18 protein-coding genes and 2 tRNA genes are annotated in these 17,101 nt (G+C 46.2%); 15 read left to right on the top strand and 5 right to left on the bottom strand.

The window, feature by feature from the left end; genetic code table 11:
* The first annotated feature begins 112 nt into the window (after window positions 1–112).
* From B0H50_RS08355 to B0H50_RS08315, 9 genes are all read left to right on the top strand, one after another.
* A complete protein-coding gene (locus tag B0H50_RS08355) occupies window positions 113–2,050 on the top strand; it encodes a peptidylprolyl isomerase (RefSeq protein WP_106198989.1) in 1,938 nt (645 codons plus the stop codon).
* A gap of 24 nt (window positions 2,051–2,074) precedes the next feature.
* Window positions 2,075–2,147: transfer RNA gene (locus B0H50_RS08350), tRNA-Glu, on the top strand.
* 141 nt (window positions 2,148–2,288) lie between these two features.
* The gene (rpsF, locus tag B0H50_RS08345; protein ID WP_106198990.1) at window positions 2,289–2,654 is read left to right on the top strand and encodes a 30S ribosomal protein S6; all 366 of its coding nucleotides are present in this window, start codon (window positions 2,289–2,291) and stop codon (window positions 2,652–2,654) included.
* Window positions 2,654–2,905, top strand: coding sequence for a 30S ribosomal protein S18 (gene rpsR / locus B0H50_RS08340; RefSeq protein ID WP_106198991.1), 252 nt, complete (start codon window positions 2,654–2,656; stop codon window positions 2,903–2,905). Before rpsF ends, rpsR begins: the two co-directional genes overlap by 1 nt.
* 9 nt (window positions 2,906–2,914) lie before the next feature.
* Window positions 2,915–3,361: a 50S ribosomal protein L9 gene (gene rplI, locus B0H50_RS08335; protein WP_106198992.1), complete on the top strand. Its 447-nt coding sequence runs from the start codon at window positions 2,915–2,917 to the stop codon at window positions 3,359–3,361.
* Between the two features lie 74 nt (window positions 3,362–3,435).
* The gene (locus B0H50_RS08330; RefSeq protein WP_106198993.1) at window positions 3,436–4,947 is read left to right on the top strand and encodes a hypothetical protein; all 1,512 of its coding nucleotides are present in this window, start codon (window positions 3,436–3,438) and stop codon (window positions 4,945–4,947) included.
* A gap of 5 nt (window positions 4,948–4,952) precedes the next feature.
* Complete coding sequence (locus B0H50_RS08325) at window positions 4,953–5,687, top strand: hypothetical protein (protein ID WP_106198994.1); 735 nt, start codon at window positions 4,953–4,955, stop codon at window positions 5,685–5,687.
* A gap of 500 nt (window positions 5,688–6,187) precedes the next feature.
* Window positions 6,188–6,394, top strand: a complete 207-nt coding sequence (locus tag B0H50_RS08320) for a hypothetical protein (protein ID WP_146193715.1) — start codon at window positions 6,188–6,190, stop codon at window positions 6,392–6,394.
* A gap of 98 nt (window positions 6,395–6,492) precedes the next feature.
* On the top strand, window positions 6,493–7,548 hold the full coding sequence (locus B0H50_RS08315; protein ID WP_109587552.1) for an IS1595 family transposase: 1,056 nt from the start codon (window positions 6,493–6,495) through the stop codon (window positions 7,546–7,548).
* Between the two features lie 4 nt (window positions 7,549–7,552).
* On the opposite strand, the gene B0H50_RS08310 is transcribed toward B0H50_RS08315, so the two are convergent.
* Entirely contained in the window at window positions 7,553–8,119 is a 567-nt protein-coding gene (locus tag B0H50_RS08310) for a hypothetical protein (protein ID WP_109587551.1), read from the bottom strand.
* A 91-nt stretch (window positions 8,120–8,210) separates the two neighbouring features.
* Between B0H50_RS08310 and B0H50_RS08305 the strand changes: the two genes are divergently transcribed.
* Window positions 8,211–9,008 (top strand): hypothetical protein, encoded by a 798-nt coding sequence (locus B0H50_RS08305; RefSeq protein ID WP_146193714.1) that lies wholly within the window; start codon window positions 8,211–8,213, stop codon window positions 9,006–9,008.
* A gap of 114 nt (window positions 9,009–9,122) precedes the next feature.
* Complete coding sequence (locus B0H50_RS08300; protein ID WP_146193713.1) at window positions 9,123–9,620, top strand: hypothetical protein; 498 nt, start codon at window positions 9,123–9,125, stop codon at window positions 9,618–9,620.
* Here B0H50_RS08300 and B0H50_RS08295 read toward each other — a convergent pair.
* Window positions 9,607–10,290: a hypothetical protein gene (locus B0H50_RS08295; protein ID WP_109587548.1), complete on the bottom strand. Its 684-nt coding sequence runs from the start codon at window positions 10,288–10,290 to the stop codon at window positions 9,607–9,609. The two genes, B0H50_RS08300 and B0H50_RS08295, sit on opposite strands and share 14 nt — an antisense overlap.
* A 167-nt stretch (window positions 10,291–10,457) precedes the next feature.
* Here B0H50_RS08295 and B0H50_RS08290 point away from each other — a divergent pair, with 167 nt between their 5' ends.
* On the top strand, window positions 10,458–11,288 hold the full coding sequence (locus B0H50_RS08290; protein WP_146193712.1) for a hypothetical protein: 831 nt from the start codon (window positions 10,458–10,460) through the stop codon (window positions 11,286–11,288).
* A 132-nt stretch (window positions 11,289–11,420) separates the two neighbouring features.
* Entirely contained in the window at window positions 11,421–12,014 is a 594-nt protein-coding gene (locus B0H50_RS08285; protein ID WP_109587546.1) for a DUF6261 family protein, read from the top strand.
* 196 nt (window positions 12,015–12,210) lie between these two features.
* On the opposite strand, the gene B0H50_RS08280 is transcribed toward B0H50_RS08285, so the two are convergent.
* Window positions 12,211–12,283 (bottom strand) — tRNA-Gly (locus tag B0H50_RS08280).
* 78 nt (window positions 12,284–12,361) lie between these two features.
* Window positions 12,362–13,183 carry a geranylgeranylglycerol-phosphate geranylgeranyltransferase gene (locus B0H50_RS08275; RefSeq protein WP_158256503.1) on the bottom strand — a complete coding sequence of 274 codons (822 nt, stop codon included), beginning with the start codon at window positions 13,181–13,183 and terminating at the stop codon, window positions 12,362–12,364.
* An 87-nt stretch (window positions 13,184–13,270) separates the two neighbouring features.
* On the opposite strand from B0H50_RS08275, the gene rsgA reads away from it, so the two are divergent.
* Both rsgA and B0H50_RS08265 read left to right on the top strand, forming a co-directional pair.
* A complete protein-coding gene (gene rsgA, locus B0H50_RS08270; RefSeq protein WP_106198998.1) occupies window positions 13,271–14,380 on the top strand; it encodes a ribosome small subunit-dependent GTPase A in 1,110 nt (369 codons plus the stop codon).
* 187 nt (window positions 14,381–14,567) lie between these two features.
* Window positions 14,568–15,728, top strand: a complete 1,161-nt coding sequence (locus B0H50_RS08265; protein WP_106198999.1) for a multidrug effflux MFS transporter — start codon at window positions 14,568–14,570, stop codon at window positions 15,726–15,728.
* An 80-nt stretch (window positions 15,729–15,808) separates the two neighbouring features.
* Here B0H50_RS08265 and B0H50_RS08260 read toward each other — a convergent pair whose 3' ends face one another.
* Entirely contained in the window at window positions 15,809–17,101 is a 1,293-nt protein-coding gene (locus B0H50_RS08260) for a citrate synthase (protein WP_106199000.1), read from the bottom strand.

The following is a 17,101-nucleotide window of genomic DNA, read 5'->3' as shown; positions in this document are numbered from 1 at the left end:
ATCATTGAGTTTTGTGAATTGAAAAAGCCATTCGTTTTCGCGGGCTTTATTTTTCTTGGTTTTCAATTTACTACATTTGCGGGCAAATCAAAATGGAAATGGAGTTTCCTTTATGCTGACATGGATTAACGAAAACGCGAAATGGGTCATTGCCATCTTTGCAGTAGGTATCGCTCTTGGTCTTCTTGCGATGGACCGCACTCCGGAACAGTCTCATCAGTATCCGATCGGACGCGTGGATGGTTCAGAAATTCCGTATGCAGAATTCAATAATCGCGTGAATCGCATCACCGAAATCAATTATCGCGGACAGAATTTGAGCGATGAACAGCGCGCTCAGCTTCGCAATTCCGTGTTCCAAGGCTTTGTGCAGCAGGAACTCCTCAAGGCGCAGTTTGACGAAAATTCGCTCTACGCATCCGTTGCCGAAATGAAAGCGGAACTCAAAAATAATCCGGACGCCGTCCGTCGGATGGTGGGCGAAGAAGCGCAGCAGAGAATTTACAGCATTCAAATGAGCGCGGCGAACGAACAAGAAGCCGCTCAAAATGTCCAAGCTTTCATTCAAACTTTGCCGCAGTTCCTTTTGGATACCGCATTTGACAAAGCTGCTTACGATGCTTGGCTCGAAACTCCAGCAGCCTACGAATGGCTGAACATGCAGAACTATGAACAAGAACTCAAGTCGATGACGATTCCTCTGCATCAGTTGCAGATTTTTGTAACGGCGAACGCTCATCCGACAAGCCTTGAATCGCAGTGGAATGTGAACAATCGTATGACTTCGCAAGAATTGGAAGTCGCTTATGCAGCGGCGGAAGATTTCAAAGTCGATCCGGCATCCGTGGATAGCGTTAAAGTGAACGCTTATTTCAATGCGCATCCGGATAGCTTCTTTGTGACGAACGATCAAGTGCGTCTTGCTTACGCTTATCTTCCGGTTCAACCGACTGCGAAGGACGAAGAAGAAATTCGCAAGTATGCGATGACGGTTTATTATCAGCTCAAGGATTCGAGCTCGGCAACGAGTTTCGAAGATATGGCAAAAGTTTCGAGCGAAGACGTGGGAACGGCAGCCAACGGCGGTCTTCTCGGCGATTACACTTCTCGTGGTACTTGGGTAAAAGAATTTGAAGATGTCGCATTTGCTTTGGATTCGGGCGCAATCTCGGAACCGGTCCGCACGAAATTCGGTTATCATATTATTCAGAATCTCGGCCACAAGAAAGATTCGACTGGCGAACAGGTGAAAGCGGCTCACATTCTCTTCTCGGTGACAGCTTCTCCGGAAACCGTGGACAGTTTGGAACAAATTTTGTTGAGCATTAAGAGCGCCGTGGAAGATCGCGATTCTTCTTTCGTGGACGCTGCTGCTGCGCGGAATGTTCCTGTTCGCGAATCCGCTTGGCTCGGTCGCGGTGACGAAATTCAAGAAATCGGATTTGTGAGTGGACTTTCGGCATTTGCCTTTGTTAACAAAGAACGTCCGGACTTGGCAGAAAGCAAAGTTTCGAATGCTTTGAAGAACGGCAACTTTGTCGTCGTGGCAACTCGTCTGAAAACTCTTACAGCGGGCAAGCGCGATGTCGCTCCGTACTTTGAACAAATCAAAAACAGCATCCTTTTGCAAGAAGAAAAAGACGCGGCAGTGCGTCATTTGAATGCGGTGAAGGATCAGGTAAAGGCGATTGCTTTGGCGGATTCTGCAAAAACTGACACGAGCATCGAAAAGGTGAAAGTGGAAAAGGCAACTGCTTCGTTCGACGGTTTTGTTCCGGGAATCGGCTATTCCAATCCGACTCTTTTCAGCATTCTTTCGAAGCAGAAAGTGGGCGAATGGGGTGAACCGGTCGCAACCAATGAAGGCGCTGCGATGGTGAAAATCATTTCTCGCACTCTTCCGGATACCGCAGCGGTGAAGACCTCTTTAGTCGAAGACTTGGCAAATACGTGGCGCTTCGGTTACGCAATGCTCTTCAATAGCTATGTGCAGAATTTGGAAAAAGCGGCAAATGTCGAAAGCAATCTCGACCTTTACTACCGCGAATAATTACTAATTTTGCCCCGACATTTTGGCATGTTCGTCTAGCGGTCTAGGACGCTGGCCTCTCACGCCGGTAACATGGGTTCGAGTCCCATACATGCTATTCAAAAAGGCTTCGCTTTCGCGAGGCCTTTTGAATTTCTAATTGACAAATTTTTCTTTTTTTACTATCTTGTAGTTCCCCCGTATTCACGGGGCCCTCCTGTGACCATGGTGGTCATGGGCTGAAGTCCAAAGGGATTTTATGAAACAATACGAGACAATGGTGATCCTCGATGCCATGCTCTCTGACGACGTGATTGCGTCTGAAGTTCAGAGCTTTGCCGATAAGATTACCGCTGCTGGCGAAATTCTCCGCCGCGACGACTGGGGCAAGCGCAAGCTCGCTTACGAAATTAAGCACAAAACTCACGGTTACTACGTGATTTTCTACTACAAGGCAGAAGCTTCTGTCGTTTCCACCTTGGAAAACATTTTCAAACTCGATGAAAACGTTCTCCGTTGGATGACCCTCGCCGATTATCCGATGACCGAAGTCATCTATGATAAGAACATGAGCCAGACCGAAGAAGTGACTCCGATCGACGCAGAAGAAGGGGAGGCTGAATAATGGCTTTTGAAGATAAGAAGAACAACTCTCGCGTTCGCCGCAAAAAGACTTGCTGGTTCACCGAGAACAAAGTTGAATTTATCGACTACAAAGACGAAAAGGTTCTCCGTCGTTTCATCTCGGAACGCGGTAAAATCATTCCTCGTCGCATTTCCGGCACGAGTGCCAAGTATCAGCGCATGCTCGTTGAAGCGATCAAGCGCGCCCGTCACATGGCTATTTTGCCGTTCGTTGCAGACACTCTGCGCTAAGGAGCAAAAATGGAAGTTATTCTGAAAGCCAATGTGCCGCATCTCGGCAATATGATGGATGTGGTGAACGTGAAGAACGGTTTCGCCATGAACTACCTCATTCCGAATAAGCTCGCTATCCGCGCTACTGCAGAAGCGAAGAAGAAGATTGCAGAAAACCGCGAAGCGATGGAAGCTCTCTTCAATAAGGAACTCGGCAATGCGAAGGCTCTCGCAGCAAAGCTCGCAGAAGTGACTCTCAACTTCTCCCGCCGCGTTGTGGAAGGCGATCGCCTTTATGGTTCTGTCACGGCTGCTGATATCGCAGACGAAATCACCAAGCAAGGCTTGAAGGTTTCCCGTGCTCAGATCGCTCTCGCTGAACCGCTGAAGCAGCTCGGTAACTATCCGGTGACAGTGAATGTCTTCGGTGATGTGACCGCTGAAGTCAAGGTTTGGGTGGTGAAGGCTGACTAAGTCTTTTCAACCTTTTTAAGCTTGAAAATAAAAAGTCGCTCCTTTGGGAGCGGCTTTTTTTGTAAATTCTAGCTATGCGTTTTATTGTTGTCGCTTTTTGCTTTTTGATTCTTTCGTCGTCGGCGTTTGCCCAAGTGCGTGATTTATTTGCGGAATTTAATGAAGAGGCAAAGACTGCGGATTCTGTCGCCGTGAGTTCTTCGGCAGAAATTTCTTCGAGCGCGGTCGCCGTATCGTCTGCGGAGCAAAGTTCTTCGAGTGCGGTGGTGTCGAGTTCAAGCGTTGCAGTTAGTTTTTCTTCGGTCGCCCTTTCTTCTTCCATTTCTAGTTCAGCGGTTTCAAGCTCATCGATTTCTAGCTCGGCGATGTCTAGCGCAATGAGTTCTAGTTCGGCAATTTCTTCGAGCAGTTTGAGCTTGTCATCTTCGGCGGAAATTTCGTCGAGTTCTTTCTTTAGCAGTTCTTCTCTCGTCGCTGATTCTTCGCAAACGGTCGCTTTGGATTCGACTGCTGCGGATTCGCTTTCTCAGGCAGCGGCAGATTCTGCGGCAGCACAAGCCAAGGCGGATTCCCTTTTGGTCGATTCTCTCGCCCCGATGCTCGCGGATTCTTTAGCGGATACGCTCAAAACCGATTCGACCGCGTTGAGTTCTTCCTCGGTTTCTAGTTCGTCGTCGGTAATCGCGATGAGTTCTTCTTCCATTTCGCGCAAAGATATTTTGGGTCCGACGAAAGTTTCGAAAGTTTACAGCATCGATGAAATGAAGGGCAAATACAAGAGCCCGCGGAAAGCGCTATTTATGTCGCTCGTCGTGCCGGGTGCTGGACAAATTTATGTGGGCGGTTCTACTTTCAATTATGTGCGCGGAGCGGCTTATTTAGCGATTGAAGGCGCACTTTGGGGAAGTTGGTATTATTTCTCGGTGCACAAATACGACCGCCAAGTCAAGCGTTACAAGAAATTTGCGAAGAATCATTATTCGGCGCATACATACGAAACGAAGATGCACGATTTGCGGAATGGCTTAGATGATTCGGACGAAGAAGAAGAATTTGTGAAGCGTTATCTTTCGAATCGCGAATCGTATTGCAAATCCATTTATGGCGATGCGGCGACCAACGGCTGCTACACGGGTGATGCGACGACCGAAATGGTGAATGATAAAAATCATGTGAACAAAGTCAAAGGCGATTTCAGCCTTTATAATTCGGGCTCGTTCTATTCGACAATCGCAGGCTCGGCTTACGTTCTCGGTTGGGATGACGTGGAAAATGAAACGGCAATTTCTGCGTTGGATTTGGGTAAAAATGATGCGGAAGTCGTTCCGCTCGGCGAATCGGAAAATTGGAAAACTTATCGCAGTATGCGCAGCAAAGCGAATGATTATGCGGACATGCAGGCGTGGTTCTTCGGCGGGTTAATTCTCAACCATATCGTGTCGGCGTTGGATGCTGCATGGTCTGCGCATGCGCACAATAAAGTCCTTTACGAAGAAGAACTTTCGTGGTATGACCACTTGCATTTTGAAGGTGGATTTGTTCCGATGAATTCGCGCTCCACCGTGAATGTTTACTTTAATTTCTAAGCCTCATGAAGAAACTGCTCGCTGCATTTTTGATCCTTTTCTTTTCTGCGGAAACTTATGCGCAGACAGTGATTTCTGTGGATGAATCGATTAGTAAAAATTCCTCGAAAAGTTTACCGCTTGCGATTGGCGCTTCGCTTTTGCTTCCGGGAATGGGACAGTATTATTTAGGCGAAGAAACTTTTGTGAAGGCTTATATTTGGACGGATGTCGCTCTTTGGGTCGCAACCTTTGGCAGTTACTTTTTTGGGGAGCGTCAAATTGCAAATGCGCGTTCTTATGCATCGCGTCATGCGGGCATTGTGAATCCGCCGTCGAGTGAAAGCTTTCTCAATTTAATGGGCGATTACCGCAGCCGCGGTGGCGTGGACGGGGAGAATTCCAATCCCGATTCCGATGAAGATTACAACCAAGCAATGCTTCGCCGCGGTCACGCTATCGACAAAGATTATCCGTTCGATGAATCGCATTCTTGGAACTGGGGCTCGAGCGATAATCCGGAAACATCGCATCGGATGTCGCACTTCCGCGATATTATGCGGAATTATCGCATTTCGCGAATCGCATTCCAAGTTTCCATCGGCGCTCTTATTTTGAACCGCGTCATCTCGGTTTTGGATGTGATGGGCATTTATCGTTCAACATCGAGCGATCTCGCGGCGAGCGAAACCAAGCGTTTACACGTCTTCCCTGACTTCCGCCCCGAAGGCCCGGGCGCAACCCTTTTGCTTTCATTTTAAGCAGGAATTCTAATTCCCTAACTATTTCCGTCGCTAGCCTTATCGGACACTCGGAGAACTTAGAGACGGTCGTCGCTAGCCTTATCGGACACTCGGAGAAGCTAGAAACGGTCGTCACTAGCTTCATCGGACACTCGGAGAAGCTAGAAACGGTCGTCACTAGCTTCATCGGACACTCGGAGAAGCTAGAAACGGTCGTCGCTAGCCTTATCGGACACTCGGAGAAGCTAGAAACGGTCGTCGCTAGCATCATCGGACACTCGGACAGCCTAGAGATGGTCGTCGCTAGCTTCATCGGACACTCGGAGAACCTAGAGACGGTCGTCGCTAGCTTCATCGGACACTCGGAGAAGCTAGAAACGGGCATTTTATAGTATACCTGTAACATAAAGAAAAGTTTACTCTTCGCTTTGGCATTATTTCTAGCGAATTAAGATAATTTATGCAGGAAAGTTTCCATAACGGAACTTGAAAACACTCAAAAATGGATGGAGGAAGCGATGCTTCAAATTACGACGATTCGCTTAGCAGGCATCAGTAATGCAGCTCATTATCTTTTTATGGATAAAACCGCTGAACGTGCCAAAGAAAATGAATTGATTTGCAAAAATTGCGCCGACGCATTAAATATTTTGCAAAAGGCTATGTCCACCCAAAGTGTTGCTCCGGTCGTAAAATGCCGATTTTCGCCTAATTTCGCCAATTAGGCACCTTTTGTTTACTAAAATTTACAAACAGAGGCTTCTGTGTCATAAAGTGACACTCCTTTTTGCTATATTTCATAGGCTATAAGGAGGAAAGTCCAATGTCAGAAGTCAATGTCGTGTACCAGATGTACAACACCTTGTCCAAGCAGGACAAGATGCGCTTTATGCAGATGCTCGGCATGCCTACCAAGATGACCGAGATTATCGACTCTACCACAATGGAAGAGTTCCTCGACAAGTATCGTTTCCACGATGGCGTGTTCTGCCCTCACTGCGGTCTTGTTGACTGCAAGAAGAATGGCAAGACCAAGACCGGCCACCAGCGTTTCGTCTGCAAGGGCTGTGGCAAGACTTTCACCTACGCCACCCGCACAATCTTCCACGGAGCCAAGCTGGACTTGGAAACCTACATGAAGTATGTGCATTGCATGATGCACGGCATGACTGTCCGTGCATCCGCTTACGAGTGCAAGATTTCCAAGAACGCGGCCTTCTTCCTTCGCCACAAGATACTTGATGCCCTGCAGGAAATGCAGGCCAAGGTCAAGCTGGATGGCATCGTGGAAGCAGACGAGACCTTCTTCCGCATATCCTTCAAGGGCAACCACAGCAACAGCGAACGCTTCTCCATGCCCCGTGAGCCGCATCTACGCGGTGAACGCGCCAAGAAGCGCGGTGTCTCCCTGGAACAGGTATGTGTGCCGTGTGCGGTCAATCGTGATGGCAAGTCCATCGCGAAGATTGCTAACCTTGGTCGTCCTTCCGTTGCTGCTTTGAGTAGCGTTCTAGGTGGCCGTATCGCTCCCGATGCGGTACTGTGCACCGACAAGCTGAACAGCTATGTGGGCTTCGCGGAACAGGAGGAAATCAACCTCTTGCAGTTGAAGTCCAACCGCCGCACGAACGGCACCCTTGGCATCCAGCACATCAACGGCTACCATAGCCAGCTGAAGTCCTTCATGGTGCGCTTCCACGGGGTCGCTACCAAGTATCTCAACAACTATCTGGTGTGGCACAACCTCCGTAACTACGCCGAGGGCGATTTCCACCTCAAAGAGTCCAACTGGGAGAAGCACAACGCAGTTGCCATCTATGACGATTCCAAGTGGACTTACATGGATAGACCGCCTATTCCGTTGCCGCTTGTGGCATAAGTGTCTACGCCACTGAAAATAGGGTGTCTCTAAACACCCACATGAAATCCGAGTAGCTCATTATTGCTATTTGCTCGAAATCGCCTTCATAACTGGCGAGTAAATCTTTCGACCATTCATCGAATTTAGATTCGTTATCAGAATCATAGTAAACATGACCATTACCCATGTGATGTTCGGTCGTGATTTTCTTGTATAGGGCGTTGTCCGGTTGTACGGATAACCATGCCATAAACATAACTTTATGGTAAAATTCAACCGAACATGTTGCCAACGGCATTCCAATCGGCGAGCCCTGGAATGTCCTCATTACACCTAGATTGTCAGCCACCAGCTTGATAGCATGAGTAATGATTTTATTCCATTCAAAAATAGTCTTCGGGGCTGTTCGAAGTTTTTTACCCCCAAACCACCACCATACGATTAAGCGTCCGAACTGATACCGTTTCATGCCTGAATAAATAATCCAGCCAATAAATGCGATAACCGGTATTGACAAAACATTTGACAGGATGTTGATGGTTATTTGACTTGACATGATGCTTCCGAAAAAATCGTATATGTTTTGCATGCCCTTACCCTCTATTGAGTCCGTTTCTTAAGCATACATAAAGCCATACAGAATGTCAAGGGTGCAACGGGAACTTTATAAACTCATTGTTATGAGTAGTTCCAAAATTATCGTTTCCATTACCTCGTACCCAGGCCGAATAAAGAATGTGGGTATGTCAATCTTCCTTCTTCTGACACAGCAGACAGTCAAGCCAGATGAAATCCACTTATGGTTGGCCGAACCCCAGTTCCCGAACAAGGAGTCCGACTTACCAAAGGACTTGCAAACTATCCTACGCATACCGAAGATAAAGTTGCATTGGACGAAGAAGGATACCTATTGTCACAAACGGCACGAGATATTCAAATTCACCGAACCAAGCGACCTTGTATTCTTGTTCGATGATGATGTGCGCTATAACGACCGGTTAATAGAAACGGTCTTAAAAGACCATGAGCGGTTTCCAAATGCAATCATCGACTATGAATGGTATAGCGAACACCTGTATAACGGGCGAAGAATCATTTACAAGAACGCATCCGATTACAGCAAGCCTAGCACTCGGTTCCGGTGGTGTGGTCAAAGCATGATACCGGCATCGGTATATCCAATGGAAGTTCTGGATGATGAACATACGGCGGTGCGTGATGCGATATGCCCGGTGTGCGATGAATCTTGGTTTACACCTTGGCTAGTATATCATGACATACCGATATTCTGCGAGCACTTTGGATGGGGTGACGACATTGACCCTGACAATAGCAAGTGGAAAGGGTTATGCAGTTCAACCCATGCCGTTGAAGCGAATGGATATGAAAAACGTGATAATTGGTTGTACGCCGTTTTAACCCGTTACCCAGAATTGTACGCAAAGTATCACGCCACATTTAATTATGGCGATGGGTAAATGCGCATGCCTAATATAGTCAGTAATTGTTGCTTGGGTGGCCATTTATATAGAACCCAGGGATGGTTCTATAATAACCCGTTTATGTGGTGCGCCATATTACACCCAAGCATAATGAACCTCATTACAAAATGGGATGACATAGACTTTACCAAGTTTCATCTAGTCACCGGCGATTGGTCGAAGTGTGCGGATAAGAGATATTTCAAACTAATCATAGATAATATGGTTGAAGTTCATTATACGCACTATCTCAAAGATGAACGATATGCAACGCCACATATAGATGATGTCGATGTGAATTACGCAGATGTAGAAAATTATATCATCGAAAAATACACTGAACGATTGTCTCGTATGAATGATTGTCCGGTATTTGTTGTGCTAGATGAAATGCCTTACTACGATTATACGCACGACAATGTAAAGGCTTTACTTGAATTGCCTACAAATTATAAAATTGTCTGTATAACTCGCCACCAAGATTTACTGGATTATAACAGCAACAATCGTCTATGTATATTTGATGATACCAATAGATTAGATGACTGCCATTGCCCAATATACTATACTAAATACACCAATGAAATCAATTCGTTTATAATGGATTGATAATGTTCCACATTGTTTCTAAATGGCGCTTCCAAGTATCGCCTTGGTATAAATCGTGCAACGGCGCACACTCATCATGAGAAACCGCAACTGCACTAAAATCCTTGTTTAGACACATGATATGTGTTGCATTTACTTTTGCCCTGAGACAAGCATATAAGCAATCATCTTCGTGGCATGCAAGTATGCTACCCAGTATATCCTCATTGTCCAATATCTTAGTAAACTCTTTGAAGACATAGGGCGGATATAATGTTGCATATCCCCCGGTTATATGCTTTCCTATCCATTGCGTTGTATAATAGGTCACGAAAAATGATGGGTTGTTTTTCCACAGCTGGTACAGCTCCTCGGCGTAATTGTACCGGTACAGACAATCATCATCAGCACTAATTATCGGCACCTCATGATATTTGTTCATTGTGGGCAACACCTTCTTAAACGACTTGTAATTTCTCTTTACCCATAGTATTTCAAGTAAACCGGCTTTATTCATTGACACCAGGTCATTAGGTAGTTCCGCTTCCTTCTGAGGGAACTCTTCACTAGATAGACACAGCACAATGTGAAAGCCTGGACAGGTCGTTAGTAGATTGAATATCGTAAGACCAACAGTCTTAATACGCGCACGCCAGGACGTGAGAGAAATAATCGCTTTAGGGGTGTTCATAGGGTTCCTTTACGAAATCTCTGTCGAGCAATATAAATGGTCTTTTCCATCAGTTTATACATCGAGAATACAGGCGAACACTTAGATGCGCGGTTTGGGTCGTTTTTCGCCCCCATTTCACTGAATAACGCTGGCTGAATTGATTTCTGTCATATATTTATACTATCTTGATTACTGAACCACAAGGAACGTATATGAGAGGAAAAATCATAACGGCTATCATAGTGCTACTGTCCGCGTTAATCGGTGGTGGTCTGGTTGCGGTGACTTATTATCAAGATGCCGTATATGACGCTGACCGTGCGAAGTATGAACACGAGAAAGGCGTGTTTGATGCGCAGCAGGACAGCATAGTGTCAGCTAAACGAGATTCTTTGTACGCGAGTTGGGTGGCGACCAATGACACCACAATACGAAGTGTTGAACAAATTAAAAACAATAGCAAGCGTGTTATCACGATGCACTACATGGATTCATTGTTTGCTGAAATGAAACAGCATCTTCGCTATGTTAGTTGCCCTGGGTTTGATACCGTTTCTTGCAATAAATTGCGGAAGGCTAATCGGGACGAATACAATAGAGTTTCGATGCAAAGGGATGAACTTATCGCCAGACTTCATAAAAAGGTTGTAAAAACTGGGAGATACGAATGCTCTCCGTCCGACAATGGGAAGATGATATGCGAGGATGAAACTCGTATTATATGGCAGCCGGAAAACATCACCATATACTGGGTCGATACAATATGGTCATCCGGTTATGTATCGCGGGAACAATGGGTGTCTAAAGCCAACAAGTATGCTGATTCTATGGCTACCAAAGCACGAGTGGAATACGAACCTTATAGTGGGCATGAATTCCACTACATCTTGAAAGAAAGTTCTGTCTTGTATAAGGTATGGTATCTTATAGCGATTATTACACCTATCTCCTTCCTGTTGGGTCTAGGGGTGCTAATTTCATACGCATTCTCATCGCGTAAAGAACGTAAGAGCTAATTGGTCTCGAATAGCAAAAGACCCCGAAAAAGCATCGGGGTCTATAAACTACGCAAATTTGACGAAATTAGGCGGTTTGGGGCATTTTTAGGCTGCTAAACCAGCCCAGCAACACTTTGGGTGGACATAGCCTTGCAAAAAGCAATTGAAAAAGAGCAAGAATGCGCATCTATTTCACAAAAAAGTTTCGCAACCGATGAAATTGCTAAAGCAGACGCATTACGAGATAAAGTTTATGCGGGCTATAAAAAAGCGGTTCAGGCTTGCATGTCCATTCCGTTAAAAGAATATGTTGATGCGACAACTGTCTTGAATCAACATATCATCGATTATAGAATCAATACCGAAGATCCACTGGATAAGGAATCGGGCGCTTTAATGGGTTTTATCCAAGATTTAGAAACGGTGCATAAACCGCTCATCGAAACTCTTCACTTGGAAGTTTTTGTAGAACACTTAAGGCTTGCAAACGATACGGTGGAAAAATATGCCAATGTTCGAACCGACGAAAATGCAGCAAAAATCGCCGGAGCGATGAAACAAGCAAGAACTGACTGCGATAACGCTTACCGAGATTTGATTGCTCTAGTGAATGCAAGAATGCTTTTAGAAGGTTCTGCTGCTTACGAATCTTTCGCCAATTTTATGAACACGCAAATTGCCCATTATAAGCAAAGTATGGTCGGAAGAAGAAAAACGAAAGTCGTTGAGGAAGAAGAGGATTAGTCAAACCCCTAGTCACCGCTGACGCGGCTAGGGGTTTGCCCCTTCGGGCTTAACACTCATTTCATTCGCGTTAAGCTCAAAATTTACTTCCACGCACTTCGTGCACGAAGTAAATTTTGTCGGCCCCTCTTCTCGGGTCCGAGTCTTTCGGAATAAAAAAAGAAAGCCACCATAAAGGTGACTTTCTTTTTTTTAGAGCGGGAAAAGGGACTCGGACCCTCGACCCCGACCTTGGCAAGGTCGTGCTCTACCAACTGAGCTATTCCCGCGGGGGTGACCCCAATTTAGAATTAAAAAAATCTTTTGTCAAGGGGAAAAGGAAAATTTTTGCAGGAAAATTTTGGATGTTAGGCGTTGAAGATGAGAAAAATTAAGCCGGCGAGCATCGTGAGTTTTGTCCATTTTTGGGCGCTATGATAATTTTTCTTTTGGGCGGCTTTGATTATGTAAATCGCTAACGGAATGAGAACGCAAAGGGAGAAGAGAAATGAGCGGGCGAGCCAATTTAAGGCGACGGGAAGCGGAATCAAAAAAATGGTAAAGACGAGGAGAAGTAACGCTAAGTTTTTGGCTTTTTCTTCGCCTGCGATGAGCGGAAAAGTTGCGATGCCTGCGATTAAGTCGCCATCTTGATCCTGCAAGTCTTTCAAAATTTCGCGGGAAAGGGTGAGGAAAAAGGCGAACGCAGCTGCGGTGTAAAGCGGGAAAGGATTGGCGTTCGTCAAGAAGAGAATGCGGAGAAGCGGTGTTGTACAGAGAAATGCGACGGTTAAATTTTTGAGAAGCGGAATGTGTTTGAGATTTCGGTCATAGAAAAAGAGGATGAGGAGAAGGACTGCAAAAAAAGCGAGATGTAAAAGCGGTTCGCTTTGCGGAATTCCAGCGCAGGCGAGTGTGAAAATCAAGCAAAGAGCGGCAGAAATTTTTGCGGTGAAAAGTGAAATTTTCCCAGCGGGGAGCGGACGATTGGGGCGGTTAATGCGGTCGGCTTTTAAATCTAAAATATCGTTGAAAATATTTCCAAAGGCAATCGCTAAGGCGAAAGCACTCGCATTTGCCAAAAGAAGTTGCCACGAAAAATCCGCATGAGAAATGAACACGCCGACGCAAAGGGAAAAAATGGCGATGAGAATATTTCCAGGGCGAGTTATTTGAAGTAAAGAAATCACGGGGATAAATTAGAAATTAGGAAGGAAAAATGCGGAATGTAAAATGGAAAATGAGGGGAGCGCGGAACATTGCTATATTTTTCCTCGATGAATTTTGACTTGGATAATGACGACGAAAAGTCTAGCCGTTCTTCGCGGCGGGATGTGCGGGCGCGGCGCGTGAACACGATGGAAATGTGGAAGCGCGGCACTTTGGACGATCGCCCGATTAAAGAACGTTGGAGTCGCGAATTTAAAAAGCCCAAGGTCAAAAAAATTAAAAATCCTGCAGAAAAATTTGAAGCGGACGAAGCCGTAGAAGGTTTGGTCTTGGAAGTGCATCGCCGCACATTTGTGGTGCGTTTGGAAAATGGCGATGTGGTGAATGCGATTTACCGCGCGGCGGTGGTGACGGAACTCAAAGAATTTCCGGTGGTGGGCGATCAGGTTTTGATTGCGCGCGAAAAGAAAGCCGAAGAAAACGCACCGTATTCTCTTTTGCGAGTTCTTCCGCGGCGCTCTGCGCTTGTGCGCCCAGGCCCGAAAGATAAATCGCGGCGGGAATTGGTTTTGGCGTCGAATATAGATCAAGTTGTCGTCGTTTCAAGCGTTGCCGAGCCTCCGTTTAATTATGGATTTGCGGATCGTTTTTTGTTAGCGGCGAATCTTTGCCGTTTACCGCTCGTGATGGTTTTGAATAAAACGGATTTGGTCGAAAGCATTCCGCAAGATGTGAAAGATTTCATTTCAATCGTCGACAAATTTATCTGCGTCAGTTGTAAATCGGGCGCAGGACTCGATGAATTACGGGCGGTTTTACGCGGCAAATGTTCAGTGCTTTCGGGAAAGAGCGGCGTCGGAAAATCGAGTATTGTAAACGCTCTTGTTCCTGATGCAGCGTTGAATGTCGGCGAAGTTCGCGAGCTCGATGGAAAGGGACGTCACACGACAACTTCTTCGAGTTTATTTGATTTGCCTTTTGGCGGGCGGATTATCGATACGCCGGGCATTCGTGAACTCGGCGTTTTCGAAATGGACGCACATGATTTGGCGCGTTCGTTCCCCGGATTTTTTCGCGATGAATTTTTTACGTGCAAATATAATGATTGCATGCATATCAATGAACCCGGTTGCGATGTGCTCGCCCGCGTTGAATCGGGAGAAATTCCTCTGGCGCGTTATAAAAGTTATCTGCGCATTTTAAATTCAGAGCTTTAAAAAATTTCCTGCCGAAAAAAATTGTAGTTTGCAATTTTCAAAAACGGTAAGGAAAATAAAGACGAAAAAATTCCAATAAAAAAAGTTGAAAATCAAAGAAAATTTTTCCTAAATTGCCTTTCGTCGTAACGCGCAGTGTAACACATAAGTCCAGTTGCATTGCGCGTTTTTTTTGTTGAGGTAAAAAATGAACAAGCACATTTTTCTCGTCATTTTAATCGGTTCACTTTCGGCGTTTCCGCCTTTTGTGACGGATCTTTATTTGCCGTCGCTTCCGTCGTTAGCTGCATTTTTCAAAACGTCGCCGTCGCTTGTGCAGATGAGTTTAACGATGAGCATGCTCGGGCTTGCGCTCGGACAACTTTTTGTGGGACCGCTCAGCGATAAATATGGACGCAGACATTTGCTTTTGATTTCTTTAATCGCGTTTATTCTTTCGACGATTCTCTGTTTGCTTTCGCCAAATGTAATCGTGTTTAATGCGTTCCGTTTGGTGCAAGGAATGGCGGCGTCGGGCGGCATTGTGATTGCGCGTGCGATGGCTGCGGATAAATGTCGCGGAAAAGTGCTGACGAAATTTTTAGCGCTCGTGAGTGCGATTAACGGAATTGCGCCGGTGACGGCTCCGGTTCTTGGCGGGATTCTTTTGAATTTTGTGGATTGGCGCGGCACATTTGCGTTGCTTTTGATTTATGGTTTTGCGCTACTTTTTGGGGCCGCGCGGACGGAAGAAAGTTTGCCGGAAAATCGTCGCAATTCAAATTCCATTTTTTCCACTTTCAAATCATACGGAAGCATTTTCAAAAATTCAACGTATTCGACGACTCTTATTTTGTATGCAGCGTCATGTTTGGTTCTATTTGCGTATATTTCGGCGTCGCCTTTTATTTTGCAACAAGGTTACGGGCTTTCGCCGATGGCGTTTAGTTTTTGCTTTGCGGTGAATGCGATTTCTATCGGCATCGGTTGCGCTGTCGCAGGCCGCGCGAAGGAACGTTCGATGATTCTTCTCGGGAGCATTTGCCTTTTTATTTTTGCGGGAATTTGTGCAGCGGCGCTTGCTCTTCAGGCTCCGATTTTTGTGATTGAAGCGACTTTTATTTGTATGCTGTTTTCGTTTGGACTTTTGCAACCGCCGGTGACTGCGATTGCGTTAAATGCGGAGCGCAAAAATGCGGGCGCAGCTTCGGCGCTTCTCGGGGCTTCGGGATTTTTGATGGGCGGAATAGTGACGCCACTCGTGGGCATCGGAAATATTTTTCATTCTCTCGGCATAGCACTTGTCTGCGGAGGAATTTTAGCACTTCTGTTTAGTTTCTTTGTGCTCAAAAAAATTGGGAAAAAATGAAGCGGAAAATTTGGCGAAAAATGAAGTGAAAAAATTTTGAAGAAGAAATGAAAAGCGCGCCGTTAGGCGCGCTGTTTGATTTAACCTCTGTCGTCGATGGGGAGCCAAGGACGCGATTCATAGCCCGTGTAAATTTGGCGTGGGCGATTAATTTTCGATTGCGGATCATCGTGCATTTCTTTCCAGTGGGCAATCCAACCGGGAAGACGTCCGATGGCAAACATCACCGTGAGCATGTTTGTGGGAATTCCCATCGCGTGATAAAGAATGCCCGAATAGAAATCCACATTCGGATAGAGTTTCCGTTCGATAAAGTAGTCGTCTTTGAGGGCGGCATCTTCGAGTTCGGAAGCGATGTCCAACAGCGGATCGCTAATATGTTCGCGGTCAAAAATCGTGTGCACAAGTCCTTTCAAAACTTTTGCGCGCGGGTCGTAGTTTTTGTAAACGCGATGCCCGAAGCCGTAAAGTTTGAATGGATCTTGACGGTCTTTTGCACGTTCGATGACTTGCTTGACTGTGAGACCGCTCTGGTGAATTTTCATCAGCGTTTCGAGGGCGGCTTGGTTGGCGCCACCGTGGAGAGGTCCCCACAAAGCGCAGATGCCAGCGCAGATACTCGCATACAAACTCGCTTGCGAACTGCCGACCATACGGACTGTTGAAGTGGAGCAATTCTGTTCGTGGTCTGCGTGGACGATCAAAAGCACATTCAACGCATGCACAAAAAGCGGATCAACGTTATACGGTTTTGCTTTGCTCGAGAACATCATATTGAGGAAGTTGGAGCAATAACTTTTTTCCGCATCGGGGTAAACGAACGGTTCGCCGATGCTTGCCTTGTACGAGAACGCAGCGATGGTGCGCACCTTCGAAATGAGGCTTGCAACGGTTAAATTGAACGCATCTTGTTTGCTTTCATCGTCGTAGAAACGCGGCGTGAAAAGCCCGAGAGCGTTGACGACTGCACCGAGGATTCCCATCGGGTGCGCAGACGGCGGCATTTCGCGGAAAAAGTTCAGCAAATTTTCGTGGATGAGCGCATTCTCGGTCAAAAGGCGACGGAATGTGCCGAGCTGTTCACGAGTCGGCAGTTCACCGTAAATCAGGAGCCAAGCGGTTTCGGGGAAGGTGGTGTAAGCAGCCAAATCTTCCACATTATAACCGCGGTAACGGAGAATGCCTTTTTCTCCGTCAACGAAGGTAATCTGGCTTTTGGTACTGCCTGTATTGGTGTAGCCGTAATCCAGCGTGACAAGTCCCGATTCCTTGCGGAGTTTGGAAATGTCAACAGCCTTTTCATTTTCCGTTCCGGTTACAACGGGAAGTTCAAAGTTCTTTCCGTTGTAGCTTAGGGTAGCGAAATCAGGCAT

Origin of the sequence: Hallerella porci (genome assembly GCF_003148885.1) — a bacterium.
Lineage (GTDB): Bacteria > Fibrobacterota > Fibrobacteria > Fibrobacterales > Fibrobacteraceae > Hallerella > Hallerella porci.
The sequence above is the reverse complement of the archived record's forward strand: the minus strand, read 5'-3'. Positions and strand labels throughout refer to the sequence as shown.